The sequence below is a fragment of the Lacinutrix sp. WUR7 genome (assembly GCF_016864015.1).
GTDB lineage: Bacteria > Bacteroidota > Bacteroidia > Flavobacteriales > Flavobacteriaceae > Oceanihabitans.
The window spans coordinates 80056-98908 of record NZ_CP045067.1; the positions used below are offsets into that span (position 1 = coordinate 80056).

Genomic DNA, 18853 nt, shown 5'->3' on the forward strand with positions numbered 1-18853 from the left:
AACTATGGATGAATTAGAATTATTAAAAAAAGACTGGAAGAAAGAGGGTACAGCACGTTATCCTAAACTTTCGTATAATGAAATCTACAGTATGATATTGAAGAAATCTTCTTCAATAGTAAAATGGATTTTTATAATAAGTATACTAGAATTTGCTTTTTGGCTAATTTTTGCAACCATTATTAAAACAACTAGAAACAGTGATCAGATTACAAGCCTGGAATCTAGCACACTATTCATAGTGCTTTCTGTTATTTCATATTCCGTTTTAGGGTATTTCTTTTATAAGTTTTATATAAACTATAGAACAATAAACAGTACAGATAATACTACCAAATTAATGGAGAACATACTTAAAACCAGACGCACCGTTAAACAGTATGTTGGTTTTAATTTAGCATTTATGGTATTTAGTATCATTGTAATGCTGCCTTACGCTATTAATCATGATGCACGTACTAAATCTCTCATTGAAAAAGCTACTGCAAATGGTGACGTTTTTAAGTTTTACGCCGGCATGGCATTAGGAGTCTTTCTTGTATTAGTAGTTACCGTAGGTGTTTTACTACTGTTCTACTACTTAGTATATGGTATTCTATTAAAACGATTAAATAGAAATTACAAAGAATTAAAAAAATTAGAATTTTAAATTTACTCCTTAACTTTCCATTTACGTTTCTTATTAAGCTCTTCTTGTAAAGCAAGTTCTTTTTGTGGTATAACTTTTAAGAAGGAAGGATGTTGCTCTATAGCATATTCTATTTTTTCAACAATACTTGCAATGCTCTCGTTTTCATAATCAATATGTAAAGGTTCTTTGATTTCAAAAGACTGCATGATATTTTTCTTTTTAATACGTAATCCTTTCTTATCAAAGCTACGTCTAAAACCATCAATCACTATTGGCACAACAATAGGTTTGTATTTCTTAATAATATGTGCTGTACCTTTTCTAATAGGCTTAAAAGGCGTTGTTGTTCCTTGCGGAAAAGTAATAACCCAACCATCATCTAATGCTTTACTAATATTAGAGATATCACTCATTTTTACTTGTCTGTTTATATTTTCGCCTTTAGCTCTCCAGGTACGTTCTATACTAATAGAACCAACATAAGCTAATATTTTAGGCAACAAACCAGCACTCATGGTTTCTTTTGCAGCTACATAATATAAATTCAATTTAGGATTCCATAGGTATCCAATATTTTTTATAGAATCGTCTCGATCACTTAAACTCGCGTTAAATACATGAAACATTGCAACTACATCTGCAAAATAGGTTTGGTGGTTAGAAATAAACAAAACGTTTGTATCTGGAAGTTTTTTAATAATCTCGGAACCTTCAATTTGCAGTTCATTAAATCCACGAAATCGTCTATGTGAAATCGCTCCTAAAATACGAATCAGCCATTTTTTAATAAAAAGATTATGACCAAAAGGATTTTTATCAAATAAACCCATAAATATGTTTTGCTTTTTAATTAGAATACAAATGTAATAAAACTAAGCCTTTACAAGACTAGTTTTAACAAGTCTTTAATTTCGCTTAGCATCATTGCCGTTGCCCCCCAAACCACATGATTATTAAGCTGGAAAGCTGGAACATCCACATCTTCTTCATAAGACGTTGAAACCGTTTTGGTTATCACATTTCGCTCATCTAAAAAATGAGCAAGAGATACTTCTATGATAGCCTCCACTTCACTTTCTTGCTTAACAAAATGAGGTGTCGTATTACTATAACCAATAAAAGGCTGCACATAAAAGTTACTTGGCGGAATATACACTTGTGTTAAAGCCTTTAGGGTTTCAATAGTATGCATTGGTACTCCAATTTCTTCTTCAGTTTCCCGTAAAGCGGTGTGCTTCAAATCACTATCTTCCTCTTCTACTTTACCCCCAGGAAAACCTACTTGCGCAGAATGGACCCCTTTATAGGTTTTTCTTAAAATTAAAACAAACTTTGTTTCTTGTAGTGAATCCGGATAAAACAATGCAAAAACGGCAGATTGTTTCGCGTTTTTTATTTTGCCTTGTTGCTCCTTTAAAAGTGCTTCTCTAAAAGGAGGCGACATTTTAAATTGCGATGCTTCGGCTGGAAGTGCTAAATTGCTTATTTTTGATGTTGCTTTTAAAAACTGATTAAAATTCATCTATGCGACTTATATTATTATGTGTTATGTGTTTCCTTTTTCTGAATTGTGAAGATAAAAAAACAGATACAAAGAAGCCTTCAAAAATAGTTCAAAATACTTCCGAAGAAAAAAAAGTCGCTAAAAAAGATTCTGTAATAGAACCCGTAAGAGAGTTTCCGCTGCTAACAGATGAGAATGCTATGGAGTTCTTTTTAGAATATGAAAAGCATAACAAAGAAAATAAAGTTAGAATCTCTACCCATTTTGGAGATATAGACATCCTACTCTATGATAAAACGAAATTTCATCGTGCAAATTTCATCTTTCTAACCAAACAAGGCTATTTTGATAACACACAGTTTTACCGAATTGTAAATAACTTCATCATTCAAGGTGGTAACACTGATGATCCTAAAGTAAAACGAAAAAGAAAAAAAATAGGTAAATATTTGCTTCCAACAGATACTAAACGCGGATACAAACATGACCGAGGATCTTTAAGCATGCCAAGCGGAGCCATTGAAAACCCGTATAAACTAGCTTCTCCATATCAGTTTTTTATTGTTCAGAAAAAAGATGGCGCATATCACTTAGATGGCGATTATACCATTTTCGGAAAAGTTATTCGCGGCATGGATGTCGTAGATGAAATAGCAAAACAAGAAACCGACAATGCAGAATGGCCTTTACACAATGTATATATTACAAAGGTAGAAATTATCGAGTAGTTGCTGCAAGAGGATGTTGAATAATTATTTCACAGAGATTCACCGAGACTCACAGAGTCCCACGAAGAAACTCTAACCAAATTAGAAATTTTTTAATATTATTTCAATACTGTATGCTACTTATTGCATACTGCGACTGCATACCGAATACTAAAAAAACGAATATTAAATAGTACTGCAATCAATCTAGCAATCTGTATCTTTAAAACCTTAAACCAATAAATGAAAATGAAAAAACCCCAACCTTTGCAATACATAAAAGCAATAGGCATCTTCGCTTTAATTACGTTTACCAATTGCAAACAAGAAGAAAAACAAGACCCTACAAAAATGAGCGAAAATATATTAACACAAGAATGGACTGGTCCGTATCAAGGCGTTCCCGCTTTCGATAAAATGAAAGTTACAGACATTAAAGAAGCTATAGAATTTGGGATGACCGAAAGCCTAGCAGATATTGACGAAATAGCAAATAATACCGAAGCACCAACCTTCACCAATACCATTGCTGCTTTAGAAGCTTCCGGAAAAACATTAGATAGAGTGTTTAACTACTACGGCATTTTAAGTAGTAATATGTCTTCGCCAGCATTTAGAAGTATTCAAGCAGAATTAGCTCCGGAATTATCGGAATACAGTTCTAAAATAACACAAAACGAAAAACTTTTCCAACGTATTAAAGCCGTTTATGATGCATCGCAAGTAACACCATTAGAACCACAAGAACAACGTGTTGTAGATCTTACTTATAAAAAGTATGAGATGAATGGCGCCAACCTAGATCCTGCAAAAAAAGAACGTTACGCAGCTATTAACAAAGAACTTTCGTCTTTATACAATACGTTTTCAGACAACGTTTTGCATGACGAAGAGAATTATGTGACCTATTTAAATGCAGATCAATTAGATGGTTTATCGGAAGGTTTTATAAAATCCGCAGCAAAAATAGCTACAGATAAAGGGCAAGATGGTAAATACGCCATTACAAACACAAGATCTTCTATGGATCCTTTTCTTACCTACGCTACCAATCGTGCATTGCGTAAGCAGGTTTGGGAACACTATTATTCTAGAGGAGATAACGGAGACGAGTTTGACAACAATGCTATTATAGCACAAATATTAAAATTACGTAAAGAGCGTGTCGCTTTAATGGGATATACCAATTATGCGGAATGGCGTTTACAAGATAGAATGGCAAAAACGCCAGAAAACGCTATGAATTTAATGATGGCTGTTTGGCCTGCTGCAATTGCTAGAGTTGCAGAAGAGGTTGCAGATATGCAAACCGTTGCCAATGATAATGGAGATAACATTACAATAGAACCTTGGGATTATCGCTTTTATGCTGAAAAAGTAAGAAAAAAGAAATACGATCTGGATAGTGATGAAGTAAAACAATATTTACAATTAGATAAATTAACGGAAGCATTATTCTTTACTGCCGAAAAGTTATTTAACTATAAATTCACTACTGTTAAAGAAGGTACTGTTCCTGTATTTCAGGAAGATGTACATGTTTGGGAGGTTACCGACAAAGACTCAGGAAAACATATTGGCCTATGGTATTTAGATCCTTTTGCGCGTGAAGGAAAACGCTCTGGTGCTTGGGCTACAACCTACAGGAGCTATACTAATTTTGAAGGCGAAACCAATGTACTTGCATCTAACAATTCTAACTTTGTAAAACCTGCGCCAGGAGAAGCTGTGCTTGTTTCGTGGGATGATGCTACTACATTCTTTCATGAATTCGGACATGCATTACACTTCTTTTCTTCTAACGTAAAATACCCTACTTTAAACGGAGGCGTTAGAGATTATACCGAGTTCCAATCGCAATTATTAGAACGTTGGCTATCTACAGATCAAGTCATTAATAAGTTTCTAGTCCACTATAAAACAGGAGCACCTATTCCTGCGTCTTTAGTTACAAAAATTAAAAAAGCGGCTACCTTTAATCAAGGATTTGGTACCACAGAATATTTAGCTTCTGCTCTAATAGATATGAAATTACATCTTGCAGATCCAACAGATATAGATATTGATGCTTTTGAAAGAGAAACTTTGGCGGAATTAAAAATGCCTAAAGAATTACCAATGCGTCATAGAACACCACACTTCGGACATGTTTTTTCTGGGGAAGGATATGCAACCGCGTATTATGGTTATATGTGGGCAGATGTTTTAACTAGCGATGCTTCGGAAGCTTTTGCGGAAGCTCCTGATGGTTTTTACGATAAAGAAACAGCAGACAAACTAGTGAAATATTTATTTGCTCCTAGAAATGCTATGGATCCTGCGGAAGCATATCGATTATTTAGAGGTCGTGATGCTAAAATTGAAGCATTAATGAAAGACAGAGGTTTTCCTATTACGGAATAAAAGAAGACACGTAAATAAATAAGTAAGATTCGGAGCATGTTTTATACAACGCTCCGAATTTTTATTTTTAAGGTAAAGGCACTTCATTTTAACTAAAGAGAGAAAGGAATACAGACTACCTTTCTAAATAGCCTCCGACTGTTTTTTATATAAGTTAGGTAAACTAATTTTAAATTTAACCGCAATTAGCCTTACTATCATAACAACTACTCCTGCGATAACAAAAACAAAATCATTCTCTATTGGAAATTTTCGTATTAAAAAATAAGTAAGTCCTCCAAGAATACAAGCCGTGGCATAAATCTCTTTTCTAAAAATTACAGGAATTTCATTACATAAAATATCTCGTATAACTCCTCCAAAACATGCAGAAATAGTACCAAGCGCAATACAAATTATAGGATGTAGTCCTGCCGAAAGTCCTTTTTCTATTCCAACAACGGTATACAAACCAATTCCAATAGTATCAAATAAAAACAACGATGTTCTTAAGTAATTAATCTTACTTCTAAAAAGTATCGTCAAAAAGGTAGTAACCAATATCACATAGGTAAAGGTCATATTGGTCATCCAAGCAACTGGTGTTTGCCCAATAAGAATATCACGTAAAGTACCTCCTCCTACTGCGGTTACAAATGCAATGATAAGAATCCCAAAAGGATCCATTCTTTTGTTCATAGCGATTAGAACTCCAGAAATAGCAAAGGCAATGGTTCCTAAAATATCGATGATATAAAACATAGTTTTTTTTTGTATTATGAAATCTTTCTACAATAGCGATTACTATCGAGATAGGTAAAACAACTTACATGGTTTGCGTATAATAATTATAGTCTTTAATAACAATCTCCACAAAATCAATTGGTTTTTCTGTTGGAATTACTTGCATTACATTCACAATTCTATCAAATAATTGTATAATAACATGATGCTGTCCGTTGCGTTTTGCATTTTCATACATATTTTTAATGGTCTCCATTTCCGTATCGGTAAAAATGGTTACCTGGCTATATTTAGGCACATAATTAGATTCCAAGTCTTTTAAAATAGTGTCCTCTAAACTTATGTTACGCTTTTCACTAATTACTGTCGTCCCAGCTGCAATATCTCCTACTCGTTGTCCATTACCTCTTATTAAAATAGTAAATACTGCTACTCCTCCAGAAGTTAAAACGACATCAACAAGACGTAAAATCCATCGTACAAAATAATTAGAAAAGCCTGCTTTTGAACCGTCTAGTTTCACCACACGTGTTTTCATAGCGTACTTCCCGATGGTTTTTCCGTCCCAAAAAGTTTCCAACAGCACATAATATAGAAAAGCGGGTAAAGATACTAATAAATATAAGGCCCATAAATCGCCCATATCCAAATCCAAACTTATTAAAAGCAGGATTACAAGCATTAAATACAAGAAAATCACAAAACTATCAATAAGATAACCCAGCATTCTATCGCCTATATTTGCAACGTTTTGATTTATAACAACATTTTGAGCCGTTTCAATTTGAAATTCTTCCATATTTTCTTTTCTTTGAAAGCAAACTACACCTCCTATGCGTGAAGCTGCTTTCGTGAAGCAAAATAAAGATAAATGGTTAAAGTTTGAAAGGGTTCTTTCAAATAATATATATATTAATCCAGATGAGTTATCAGATTTGTATATAGAAATCACAGATCATTTAAGTTATGCCAATACTTTTTACAGTAATAGCAATACAGAACGCTACTTAAATCAGTTAGCCTCACAAGCACATCAAAAGATTTATAAGACAAAAAAGGAATCTAAAAACCGCATTATTTCTTTTTTTAAATCCGAATTCCCCATCATGTTCTACCAACATCTTCGGGAACTTCTTATTGCTTTTTTAGTATTTGCTTTATTTGTTATTGTTGGCGCGTATTCTGCAGCGAACGAAGGGGATTTTGTGCGTTCTTTTTTAGGTGATAGTTACGTAAACATGACCCTTCAAAATATTGAAAAAGGAGATCCAATGGCTGTATATAAGGAACAAGGTGAGTTTAATATGTTTTTAGGAATTACCTTAAACAATATTAAAGTAGCACTCATGGCATTTGCTTATGGCTTATTATTAGGCCTGGGGTCTTTATATATTATGTTGCAAAACGGAATCATGCTTGGTAGTTTTCAATATTTCTTTTATGAACAAGGCCTACTTTGGGAATCTGCTAGAACCATATGGATTCATGGCACAATAGAAATTTCTGTTATCATTATTGCTGGTTGCGGAGGATTAGTTTTAGGAAACGGCATGCTCTTTCCTGGAACATACACCAGACTAGAATCATTTAAACGTGGTGTAAAAAACGGTTTAAAGATTTTAATAAGTACTATCCCCTTTTTTATTATTGCTGGATTTTTGGAAGGCTTTGTAACCAGACACACCGAAATGCCAGATTGGCTAGCGATATTTATTATTTCTAGTTCTTTAGCATTAATAGTATTTTACTACGTAATTTACCCAATAAAATTACATAGACGAAAACACTTAAAAGATACTCTAGAAAAACAACTAAACACTTTAAAACAAGTATGAAGAAATTAATAGAATTTAAAAAGCAACGGGAATTAGGAGATATTCTAACGGATACTTTTGGCTTTATTAGAAAAGAATTTAAGCCTTTTATAAAAACAATTTTCCAAGTTTCTGGAATATACTTAGTATTATTCTTAATTTCAATTTCATTTTATGTCTACTCTGCTGGTGAAATGTTTAATTTTAATATTGGACAACAGGCAAATATTAGCAATTTACCATTACTTTTAGGTTCTTTATTTATGTTTATGATCTTTGGTTTATTAGCGTATACCTTTGCCGATTCTGCTGTACTACATTATATAAAATCATATATAGAAAACGAGGGAAATGTAAACATCCTAGAAGTGAAACAACAAGTAAAAGAAACCTTTTGGGGCTTTTTAGGATTAAGCATCTTAAAATGGATTACATTAATAGTTGCCATGATGTTTTGTTTGCTACCAGTCTTTTATTTTATGGTTCCAATGTTTATTGTTTTTTGCGTTTATGTTTTTACCAATAAAGACTCCACAATGTCTTATAGCTACAGCTTCAATCTTATAAAAAATGAATTCTGGATCACCTTTGCAACTATTATAGTTATAGGATTAATTATTATGATTGCTAGCTACGCTTTTGGTATTCCTGCAGCAATTTATAGTATTGTAAAAATGGGTGTTTTTTCTGGTGAAATAGACCCAGAGAAAATGACAGGAATAATCGACCCAATATATATCCTGTTAAATGTTATTAGTTACCTTTTTAAGTTTTTACTAAACCTAATCTTAACGGTCGCTTCGGCTTTTATATATTTTAATTTGAACGAAAAACTAAACTTTACAGGAACTTTAGAACGTATTCAATCCTTAGGAAAGAAAGAAGAATAAATGCAGCTCACTAAAATACTTCTTTGTTTTTTACTTATTTCCTCTTGGGCTTTTTGCCAACAAGACACGTTAAACGTGCAATATGATGACTCTAAATTAACGGAGCAGCAAATCCATAAAGAAGATTTAAACAAATATAAAAACGACAAAAATTTTAATTATACAGAAACCGTTCCAACAGAAAACTTTTTAAATAAGATAATTCGATGGTTTAAAAATATAATAACTAAAATTTTTGAATGGATTTTTGGTGTTGGTAATGCTACCGGAATTTTAAAATTTATATTTGAAGTAGTTCCGTATCTACTTCTAGCCTTCCTTATTTTTTTACTACTAAAATTCTTTTTAAAAATAAACTCAAAAAATATCATTACTGGTAAACAGAATCAAGCGACTGTAGCATTTACAGAAGAGGAACAAATCATTAAAAACGAAGATATACTTGCGTTAATTCATGAAGCAGTACAGCAACAAAATTACCGATTAGCAATTCGGTATTACTATTTATTATCTCTTAAAAAATTAACCGAAGGCAACATTATCTCGTGGGAGCAACAAAAAACCAATGAAGATTACCTTTCAGAAATTAAAACTAAAAGTTTACAATCTGGATTTGCCGACATTACCAAAATCTATGATTATGTTTGGTATGGTGAATTTGAAGTAGATGCCTTACGATTTGAAAAACTAAAATCCCCATTTGAAACACTTCATAAAAACATTAAACCTTGAATAACAGAGGAAAACTATATATCATTCTTACGGTTTTAGCAATACTTTCTATTGTGGTTTTAGAGTATACAAAACCACAAAAAGTAAATTGGTTTCCTAGCTATGCGTCATACCATAAAATACCTTTTGGAACGTATGTTTTTCAAGAACAAATGGAACGTATTTTTAAAAAAGAAAACATTGTTGAAGTCGATAAAACTCCTTTTGAATTTTTAGAACAAAAGGATAGCATACAAGGAACTTACGTTTTTATTAACAACAACCTCGCTTTTGGAGATGCAGAACTGGACAAGCTCTTAGCATGGACCGCTAAAGGAAACACGTTATTTATTGCATGTGAACAGTTAGGCGGAAAACTACTAGATACCTTAAATATTAAAACGTCTGTACTTAGTAATTTTGATAATTTGAAGAATAGTTATCAGTTTCAGTTAAAGAATAAGCAACTAAAAAAGGATAGCTTATATACTTTTGAAAAAGCAAATTACATGTACTATTATAAAGAAATTGATACTTTACATACCAAGGTCGTTTCAGTAATAGATAATGCTTCTAACGCTACACTTCAACTAGAAGAAGAACATATAAATACTATTAAACAATCTTTTGGTGAAGGCACGATTATACTGAGTACTTTTCCGCAGGCATTCACCAATTATTTTCTACTTATTGCTCCCAACCAGAATTATACAGCAGGAATTTTATCGTATATAAATCCTTCCGAAACCATATATATAGACCAATACTACAAGTCTGGAAAGAAGTATTATTCTTCGCCTCTATATGTCATGCTCCATACCAAAGAACTAAAATGGGCGTATTACATAATGCTTATTGCCGTTTTTATCTATGTGATTTTTGACGGAAAACGTAAGCAACGCGCTATTCCTATCCTTAAACCCTTACGCAACCAAACTATAGATTTCACAAGAACTATTGCTAATATGTATTATGAAAAAGAAAAACATACAGAAATGGCAAATCATAAAGTCAGTCATTTTTTAGAATTTATTAGAAGCCAGTTTCATTTAAATACTGCAACTATAGACGCTACTTTTTTAGAAAATCTTGCAGCGAGAAGTAATAATACAATTGCAGAAACCACACTTCTTTTTAAAACCATAGACACCCTTCAGCATAAAACAGAAATTAATAAAATAGAACTCCAAAAACTAAATACGTTAATCGAGGCATTTAAATCTAAAAACACATGGAAGAAAACCAAGACATAAACTTTGATAATAGAATTCCTTTAGAAGAATTAAAACAAACGGTAGAAAATATTAAACAAGAGTTAAGCAAAGTAATTGTTGGGCAAGCCAATTTTATTGAATTGCTAATTGTAGCTTTATTAGCAGATGGACATGTGCTTATTGAAGGGGTTCCTGGTATTGCAAAAACCATAACAGCAAAGCTATTTTCTAAGGTTCTAAAAACCGATTTTAGTCGTATACAATTTACACCAGATTTAATGCCAAGTGATGTATTAGGAACTTCTATATTAAATATGAAGACTTCAGAATTTGAGTTTAAAAAAGGTCCTATTTTTTCTAATATTGTTTTAATAGACGAAATTAATCGCGCTCCAGCAAAAACCCAAGCGGCACTTTTTGAAAGTATGGAAGAACGCCAAGCTACCGTAGATGGAACAACGTATACCTTTGAATCTCCTTTTATGGTTTTAGCAACACAAAACCCAATTGATCAAGAAGGAACTTATGCTTTACCAGAAGCACAATTAGATCGATTTATTTTTAAAATTAAAGTAGAATATCCAACGTTGGAAGAAGAAATACAAATTATTGAAACCCATCATGAACGTAAAGGAGAACAACCAGAAACACGCATTCAAACCATTTTAGATGCCAAAAAACTTTCGGAGTTTAAATCTAAAACACAAGCTATTGTAGTAGAAGGAAAAATTATTAAATATATAGCAGAAGTCGTTGCTAAGACTAGAAACCATCCGCATTTATATTTAGGAGGATCGCCAAGAGCATCTATTGCTATACTAAATACGGCAAAAGCTTTTGCTGCCATTCAAGGTCGTGATTTTGTAATTCCTGAAGATGTAAAAAAAGCAGTAACTCCGGTATTAAATCACAGAATTATTTTAACACCAGAACGCGAAATGGAAGGCATGACCACAGAGCAAGTTATTGAAATGATTGTACAATCTGTAGAAATCCCTCGTTAGAAAAGCGAAAACTACCTATGAAATTTATTAAATCGTTATACATACATAAACAATTTTACATCTACATGGCAATAGCAAGTGCATGCTTTTTGCTGTCATTATGGATTAAAATTTTGTATCCTATTGCGTGGATTGTCACCATACTTATTGCTATTTTACTTTTTGTCGATGTACTGCTACTCTATCGTTTTAAAAACGGAATTAAAGCAAGACGTTTACTTCCAGAAAAATTTTCTAATAGTGATGCAAACCCAGTTCCAATAACGATTACCAACAGTTATATTTTTCAAGTGTATTTAGATGTAATTGATGAGTTACCTATACAGTTTCAAAAAAGAGATTTCTCGTATCAAGTTAGTCTTATAGCAAATGAGATTCATGATTTTAGCTATTCGGTTCGTCCTGTAGAACGTGGCGAATATTTCTTTGGAAGCTTGAATATTTTCGCCTCTTCTAAATTAAAAATTGTAAAACGAAAGTACCAGTTTCAAAAAGAACAAATGGTTTGTGTGTATCCTTCGTTTATACAAATGCAGAAATATGATTTCCTTGCTATTGGTAATCATTTAACGGAATTTGGATTTAAAAAGATTCGAAGAATTGGAAACACACAAGAATTTGAACAAATAAAAGATTACGTTACTGGTGACGATTTTAGAACGGTGAATTGGAAAGCCACAGCAAAACGTGGTGCATTAATGGTAAACCAATATCAAGATGAAAAATCGCAACCAATCTACTCCATCATTGACACAGGACGTGTAATGAAAATGCCTTTTGATGGTTTAAAGTTATTAGATTACGCTATTAATTCTACTTTAGCTTTTAGTAATGTCGCTTTAAAAAAACATGACAAAGTTGGCATGTTATCCTTTTCAAAAACTATTGAAACGTTTTTACCAGCCATTCATAAACTCACCTATCTCAATAAAATTTTAGAAAACTTATATAACATTAACACACAATTTACGGATAGCGACTTCGGATTGCTTTATGCACAAATAAAACGAAAAGTAACACATAGAAGCTTACTACTTCTATATACTAACTTTGAACATATAAGTGCCTTAAAAAGACAACTACCTTATTTACAAGCTATTTCTAAAAAGCATATGTTGGTTGTTATTATGTTTGAAAATACCGAATTAGATGCACTTATTGCTGAAGATGCAGAAGACCTGCAAAGCATCTATCATAAAACAATTGCTGAAAAATTTAGCTTTGAAAAACGTTTAATGGTAAAGGAATTACAAAAGTATGGTATTCAAACCATACTTTCAGCCCCAGAAAAACTGACCATCAACACCATAAATAAGTATCTAGAAATTAAAGCAAAAGGGCTGTTATAGCATTCAATATATAAGATTAGTATTCCACATTTTACAATTCATCCTAGGAAACAAACAATTGGGTAATCCTTTTTTAGAAATCCTTCTTATTTATAGCACCTTTACATGGTAACCAATAAAAACATACACCATGAACTTTTTAATGAAAAACAACAAATGGAAATCTATAAGTAAATCCATAGTATTAATAGCACTATTTATGGCATCCGCTTTTAGTAGTCAAGCACAAAATAAAACTACAGGAAATACCATTACTGTTACTGTGGAAAACATTAGAAACACGAATGGAAAAATATTATCCTCCTTACATGATGTAAACACTTTTATGAAAGGAAAGGAAGGAATTCAAACCGCAGAAACTTCCATTGAGGGAAATACGGTAACCATTACGTACAAAAATGTGCTTCCTGGTACCTATGCTATTATGTGTGTCCACGATGAGAATGATAATAAAAAAATGGATTTTGAACTAAACGGAATGCCTAAAGAAAACTACGGCATGTCTAACAACCCAATTCTTTATGGGCCACCAACTTTTGATGTTGCAAAACTTATTGTAAAAGAAGATTTAAATATTACGATTCGTATTTAATACTTATAAAAAAATAAAAAGCCACGAAAAATAAAATTTCCGTGGCTTTATCACTTATTATCAATTAGTTATTCAGGGAATAACTATTTACTTAGACGGTTTCATTCAACCAAGCTTTCATCATCCACATAGTTTTTTCTTGTTCCGAGATAAAACCGCTCATCATAGCGTTTGTTCCTTCATCATTAGCATCTCCAGACTTCACTAAAATAGCGCGTTCTAATTTTAATAATTCTGTTAAAGAATCCACTATTAATTCTACTGCTTTCGTATCTACAGAGATATTTTTTCCTACAGGAACTTTAGCATGTTTACTATAATCTGCAAAAGTATGTAGAGGAGTTTCCCCTAAAGTTAAAATACGTTCTGCAATTTCATCTACTTTCATGTTTGCATCTGTATATAATTCTTCAAATTTAATATGAAGATTAAAAAATGCTTTCCCTTTAATATTCCAATGTATACCTCTTAAATTTTGGTAATACGTTTGAAAATTAGCTAACAATCCGTTTAAATCTGTCGCTAATTCTTTTGTTATTTCTGAGTCTAATCCTATACTATTTAGTGTCATAATTCTTGTTTTTATTTTGTACTACAAATTTATTCAATAATTAATGATTTTCAGTATAAGTTTTATTGATAGTTTTTATATTTTTATAGTCTAAATTGATACAGATGACAATTACACAATTATACTACGTATTGGCTGTTGCCGAAAATCAGAATTTCACTAAAGCTGCCGAAAAATGTTTCGTTACACAACCAACATTAAGTATGCAAATACAAAAGCTAGAAAGCGAATTAGATATTCTTATTTTTGACAGAAGCAAGAAACCTATAGAACTTACAAACGTTGGTAGAAAGATTGTAAACCAAGCAAAAAACATAGTTAACGAATCGTATAGAATTAAAGATATTGTAGACCAACAAAAAGGATTTATAGGTGGCGAATTTAGATTAGGAATTATACCTACTGTCATGCCAACACTGCTTCCTATGTTTTTAAAAACATTTATAAAAAAATATCCAAAAGTGAAGCTTATTATTGAAGAGCTTACTACCGAAGAAATTATTTATAGAATTAACGAAGGGCATTTAGATGCCGCCATTGCTGCAACACCTTTACTAAACGAAAACATAAAAGAACGTGTCCTTTATTTTGAACCTTTTGTAGGATACATTCCACAAAGTCATCGATTACACACCAAAAAGAAAATTAGCACTTCAGATTTAGAGATTGATGACATGCTTTTACTAGAAGACGGACATTGTTTTAGAGATGGTGTTATTAATTTATGTAAAACGTTTAAGGATCATAAAGAAGACCAATTTCAATTAGAAAGCGGAAGCATTGAAACACTTGTAAAGCTATCTAACGAAGGTTTAGGCATGACTTTATTACCTTATTTACACACTTTAGACATGCAAGATAAAGCGAAAGAAAACATACACTATTTTAATGATCCTTCACCAGCAAGAGAAGTAAGTATGATTTACCATAAAAGCGAACTTAAAATGCAAATCATTGAAGCTTTACAAGATGTTATTGCAGGAATTATAAGAGGAGCAATTGCATTTCAAAATGTAGAAATTATTAGTCCTTTACCTAAAAAATAAATCTAGAAACGGAAGGTTTTATAATGCACACTTTTCCTCTAACTACTTCTGTAATGGTTTATTCATTCTGGATGTAGGTTATTTTTGTAAACTGTTATTTTTTATGGAAGGCAACAAAGATATATCCGAGCAAAAAGTAGCCAGTTTTTTAAAGGGATATAGAAACCAACGAGAATTATCGGATAAAGAAATGGCATTAATACCAGATGCTGGAGCTTCTATATTTATTTTCTATTTAGGCGTACAAGCACAACGATTTGATTGGTCTAATATATTTTTAAGCGAAAACTATCTTAAAATGTTTGTTGGTAGAATACGAGTTTGGATGGATTATTATAAAATGAAAGTGATTAATTAAAAGAAACTGTATGTTGGGTTCTAATTATTGCTTCTAAATTTTATAAATGGTAAATTCTTAAAGTTAATAAAACAGTGTGCTTTTAACTCTAATAAAACTTAATTAACTGAAGGTTAAGCTTTTATATGTCTATTTTTTAAACATAAAGTATTAAATGATCTTGAAATTTTGTATTTTAGAAAAACACTAATGCTTGACATAAAAAGAGTTGTGTGCAAGTTAGAAAAGGTTAACACAAAGTAAAGGGTTGTTAACAGTTGTAGTACGTGTGTTTTTAAAACTCTAAAAACATTATTAAAACCATTCCAATCATGGCAGATACAATTCAAATTGCCTCGAAAAAAATCAAAACAAGATATTTAAAACTTATAACAGGAGGCTTAAATCTCGGCACTAAAACTTCACCAGTAAACAAAGTAGATTTTGGAGGTTACTTTCAAGATTTTCAAAGAGGTAGAATTTATACCCATCATACCGTAGGCACTTTCGAAGTTCATGGTGGTATATTAAAAAAATACAAATCAAGAGGGGAATTTGGAAGGAGTACGTTTACAAGAAGAAGAGAATTAGGTTTTCCAAAATCAAATGAAAAAAGGACTGTTGAAGGGTTTCCAAAAAGTATTTTTGAAAGCGGTGAAATCATATATGTTCCGCACACAAATGGAGGAGTTTCTATTAGCGGTTCCATATATAAGGATTGGAAAACCTCCTCAAAATTAAAGACCTATGGATACCCCGTAACTAGTAATATGCTAAGTGCTCAAATGGAATTAGTTTTTTTTGAACGAGGAATCTCCATTTATAATAAATCAATTAATGAAAAACCGATTTGGTTGCGACTTTCATGTCCTTTAATTGGAAGTCCTGGAATCACAAAAACAGATTTATCAAATCTGCCCATAAAGTTATCTTTAGATTTAAAATCGTTCAATAAGCTGGGTGGCATGGATGGAATTAACAAAATAATAAAAGGAAGAATTGCACTGCGACAAGTAAACGCAAAAGACAAGATTATTTCCTTAAAAATAGGAAAAACAAGTCGAAGCTTGAATCCTCTTGGATTAAGTAAAAGAAAAAAAATCACTTTACATCTATCCTCTACGGTTTTATTAGGTGGCCCCAGATTTGATCATGCACCAAAACTCTATGACTTAGTTTGCAAAAACGAATCAAACACATTCTACAATCTAAGTCCTCATTGTATTTATTCTCGAAAGAGTTGGGAAGATTTTGGCATCCTCCATGCTACAGATATTCATGTATCGAAACGAATTGACAATTTTAAAAATAAATTTAATGAAGCTAAAAGGAAACACCCTGCACATTCACAAACGATAGACGCGGGAATTACTGCCCTCAACAATTGGAACAATGGTTTTAGAGATTTCATTAGATATGCGAATGCTATGTACAAAGAAGGAATTGTTGACGGTATAATTGCAACTGGTGATTTGGTAGATTATCTATTTGAAGGAACGGATAATAAATCGGCGGGTGGTAATTTTAAATTTTTTAAAGATCTTTTGCTTGGAAGATCTCCATATCCTGAAGGAGAACATAATCAGGAAGAATTACTTGTTCCTATTTTTACAAGTCTTGGCAACCATGATTATAGGGTAAATCCTTACCAAGTATATCAAAGAATAGATATTCCAATTGTATCAGATAAAGATGTAAAACAATATGGCCCATATAATTTAAGTAAAAAAGAGGCTAGAATACTTCAAGGTGGTAATCCCGAAAAGTTTAACAACGGTGATGAAGGAAGAATAAAAATTTCCAGAGACACAGCTTTTAAACAAGCAATTCCAGCTACCAAAACAAAGTTTTGGAAGAAAGATTATTTAAGCTATTACAAATCATACATAAATAAAAGTATGAATTACCAGGTGCTACTGGATAAGCATAAATTAATATTATTAGATACAGGTCCTGATCTTGGGAGTCCTGACGGTAGTTGGGACAGTTGGTCCGCATTTACTACAAATTTCGGTTTTGGAGATAGTAATGAAGAAGCTTTTCAGAACAGACACTCCCCAAACTCAAAAGGTCCTGATTCCCTAGCATACAATCGCTTAAAGCAGATTAAAACAACGGACGGCATTATTATAGTAGGAATGCATGCACCACCAATAAACACCTTTGGAAATGAGTATCCACATTATTTTAGAGAAACGGAACATGCACAAGCAGATGAACTTGAAACCGTAAACTATATTAGAAGACATAAAAAACATTTATTTATGGACCCCTTAGGGCATCATCCACTTAGTAATAAAATGGCCAAGGCTAACGTAAAGGCTAGATTTCCAAATTGGTTAACAAATTCTAGTGCTTTTAAATTTGGATCAAATAAAGAGTTACTAGATAATGGTGTTTCTCGTGGAGATATTAAGAATTTTCTAAAATTGCTATGTGGACTCGAAGGAAGTAAAAAACCAATTGATTTATTGCTTTGTGGCCATGATCATATCAGCTCTGAAATCCGTTTAAAATGGAAAAATAATAGAATGGAATATTACACCGATTTTTATTCCGAAAACCCTTTGAGATATCATACATCCAAAAAATATAAAGGAGAATTTGGGGCATATAATCTAGTAAAAATAGCAATTAAGGCTGGGGCTCGTGTGAACCAACCAATTAGAATAATTCAAGAAGAAGGCAATGACGTAAAACTTTTGGAAATCCCTCCTTATTCAAAACCACTGAACGAGGCCTCTAATAAAAGGGATTGGTGGCAACATCATAAACCCTTATTAATACAGGGAACACCTTTGGGACCAACAGAACACACCAACCGAACACGTAAACTTCCAGCACCTAGCCAACCTTCCAATGAAGGCTGTAAATTACTCATTATTAGGAAGAATAAAATCGACAAAATACTTCATATCTCCAGAAGGGAATTGTCAAAATCAAATTATACAATTTCTAAGGATGTGCACCCAGTGACCTTTAAAAGCACAATAAAACCTTCAAGTACAAATGCACCTTTAACCACTAATTTATAATTAATTAGTTTTAAAATAAAATCCAGTAAAAATGTAGCTATATAACAAAAAAATACACTGAATTATGTCACCAATTAGAGAAGTATTTGTAAAAAAAGGAAAATGGAAAACAGTAGAATAGTTTTTTAACGCGAATGGTGTTGCTTTTTTTAAAGCTCCCGAAGATGCTTCTATTAAAGTTAGATATGGAGTTGGATGGTTGGGAAAAGATAGGCAAAAGAAAAAATTAGACGGAAGAACTTATAAAAAACTTAAAGTTGGTAAATATTCATTACTTCGAGCTAGAATGCAAATAAAAGTTAAAAAGAACACTATGATAACT

18 protein-coding genes are annotated in these 18853 nt (G+C 32.2%); 13 read left to right on the plus strand and 5 right to left on the minus strand.

Annotated features, from left to right (window positions below):
• Positions 1-4 precede the first annotated feature (4 nt).
• On the plus strand, positions 5-649 hold the full coding sequence (locus FG167_RS00370) for a hypothetical protein (protein WP_203459524.1): 645 nt from the start codon (positions 5-7) through the stop codon (positions 647-649).
• Positions 650-651: 2 nt separating this feature from the next.
• Here FG167_RS00370 and FG167_RS00375 read toward each other — a convergent pair whose 3' ends face one another.
• On the minus strand, positions 652-1461 hold the full coding sequence (locus FG167_RS00375) for a 1-acyl-sn-glycerol-3-phosphate acyltransferase (protein ID WP_203459525.1): 810 nt from the start codon (positions 1459-1461) through the stop codon (positions 652-654).
• Between the two features lie 50 nt (positions 1462-1511).
• Positions 1512-2153, minus strand: coding sequence for a CoA pyrophosphatase (locus FG167_RS00380; protein ID WP_203459526.1), 642 nt, complete (start codon positions 2151-2153; stop codon positions 1512-1514).
• Positions 2154-2155: 2 nt separating this feature from the next.
• Between FG167_RS00380 and FG167_RS00385 the strand changes: the two genes are divergently transcribed.
• Entirely contained in the window at positions 2156-2863 is a 708-nt protein-coding gene (locus tag FG167_RS00385; RefSeq protein WP_203459527.1) for a peptidylprolyl isomerase, read from the plus strand.
• A 228-nt stretch (positions 2864-3091) separates the two neighbouring features.
• Positions 3092-5245: a M3 family metallopeptidase gene (locus FG167_RS00390; RefSeq protein WP_203459528.1), complete on the plus strand. Its 2154-nt coding sequence runs from the start codon at positions 3092-3094 to the stop codon at positions 5243-5245.
• Between the two features lie 123 nt (positions 5246-5368).
• On the opposite strand, the gene FG167_RS00395 is transcribed toward FG167_RS00390, so the two are convergent.
• Both FG167_RS00395 and FG167_RS00400 read right to left on the minus strand, forming a co-directional pair.
• A complete protein-coding gene (locus FG167_RS00395; RefSeq protein ID WP_203459529.1) occupies positions 5369-5986 on the minus strand; it encodes a trimeric intracellular cation channel family protein in 618 nt (205 codons plus the stop codon).
• 64 nt (positions 5987-6050) lie between these two features.
• Positions 6051-6767, minus strand: coding sequence for an RDD family protein (locus FG167_RS00400; RefSeq protein ID WP_203459530.1), 717 nt, complete (start codon positions 6765-6767; stop codon positions 6051-6053).
• A 34-nt stretch (positions 6768-6801) separates the two neighbouring features.
• On the opposite strand from FG167_RS00400, the gene FG167_RS00405 reads away from it, so the two are divergent.
• The 7 genes from FG167_RS00405 to FG167_RS00435 all read left to right on the plus strand — a co-directional run bounded on the left by FG167_RS00405 (position 6802) and on the right by FG167_RS00435 (position 13542).
• On the plus strand, positions 6802-7803 hold the full coding sequence (locus FG167_RS00405) for a stage II sporulation protein M (protein ID WP_203459531.1): 1002 nt from the start codon (positions 6802-6804) through the stop codon (positions 7801-7803).
• The gene (locus FG167_RS00410) at positions 7800-8672 is read left to right on the plus strand and encodes a hypothetical protein (RefSeq protein WP_203459532.1); all 873 of its coding nucleotides are present in this window, start codon (positions 7800-7802) and stop codon (positions 8670-8672) included. Before FG167_RS00405 ends, FG167_RS00410 begins: the two co-directional genes overlap by 4 nt.
• Entirely contained in the window at positions 8673-9404 is a 732-nt protein-coding gene (locus FG167_RS00415; protein ID WP_239004420.1) for a DUF4129 domain-containing protein, read from the plus strand. It begins immediately after the preceding gene.
• On the plus strand, positions 9401-10636 hold the full coding sequence (locus FG167_RS00420) for a DUF4350 domain-containing protein (RefSeq protein WP_203459533.1): 1236 nt from the start codon (positions 9401-9403) through the stop codon (positions 10634-10636). Before FG167_RS00415 ends, FG167_RS00420 begins: the two co-directional genes overlap by 4 nt.
• The gene (locus FG167_RS00425; RefSeq protein ID WP_203459534.1) at positions 10615-11601 is read left to right on the plus strand and encodes a MoxR family ATPase; all 987 of its coding nucleotides are present in this window, start codon (positions 10615-10617) and stop codon (positions 11599-11601) included. Before FG167_RS00420 ends, FG167_RS00425 begins: the two co-directional genes overlap by 22 nt.
• Positions 11602-11618: 17 nt before the next feature.
• Positions 11619-12950: a DUF58 domain-containing protein gene (locus FG167_RS00430; RefSeq protein WP_203459535.1), complete on the plus strand. Its 1332-nt coding sequence runs from the start codon at positions 11619-11621 to the stop codon at positions 12948-12950.
• Between the two features lie 130 nt (positions 12951-13080).
• Positions 13081-13542 (plus strand): DUF2141 domain-containing protein, encoded by a 462-nt coding sequence (locus tag FG167_RS00435; RefSeq protein ID WP_239004421.1) that lies wholly within the window; start codon positions 13081-13083, stop codon positions 13540-13542.
• Between the two features lie 91 nt (positions 13543-13633).
• Here FG167_RS00435 and FG167_RS00440 read toward each other — a convergent pair whose 3' ends face one another.
• The gene (locus tag FG167_RS00440) at positions 13634-14113 is read right to left on the minus strand and encodes a Dps family protein (RefSeq protein WP_203459536.1); all 480 of its coding nucleotides are present in this window, start codon (positions 14111-14113) and stop codon (positions 13634-13636) included.
• Between the two features lie 104 nt (positions 14114-14217).
• On the opposite strand from FG167_RS00440, the gene FG167_RS00445 reads away from it, so the two are divergent.
• The 3 genes from FG167_RS00445 to FG167_RS00455 all read left to right on the plus strand — a co-directional run bounded on the left by FG167_RS00445 (position 14218) and on the right by FG167_RS00455 (position 18531).
• Positions 14218-15159 (plus strand): hydrogen peroxide-inducible genes activator, encoded by a 942-nt coding sequence (locus tag FG167_RS00445; RefSeq protein ID WP_203459537.1) that lies wholly within the window; start codon positions 14218-14220, stop codon positions 15157-15159.
• 103 nt (positions 15160-15262) lie between these two features.
• Positions 15263-15517 carry a hypothetical protein gene (locus FG167_RS00450; RefSeq protein ID WP_239004422.1) on the plus strand — a complete coding sequence of 85 codons (255 nt, stop codon included), beginning with the start codon at positions 15263-15265 and terminating at the stop codon, positions 15515-15517.
• 311 nt (positions 15518-15828) lie between these two features.
• Positions 15829-18531: a metallophosphoesterase gene (locus FG167_RS00455; protein WP_203459538.1), complete on the plus strand. Its 2703-nt coding sequence runs from the start codon at positions 15829-15831 to the stop codon at positions 18529-18531.
• Positions 18532-18853: the final 322 nt, after the last annotated feature.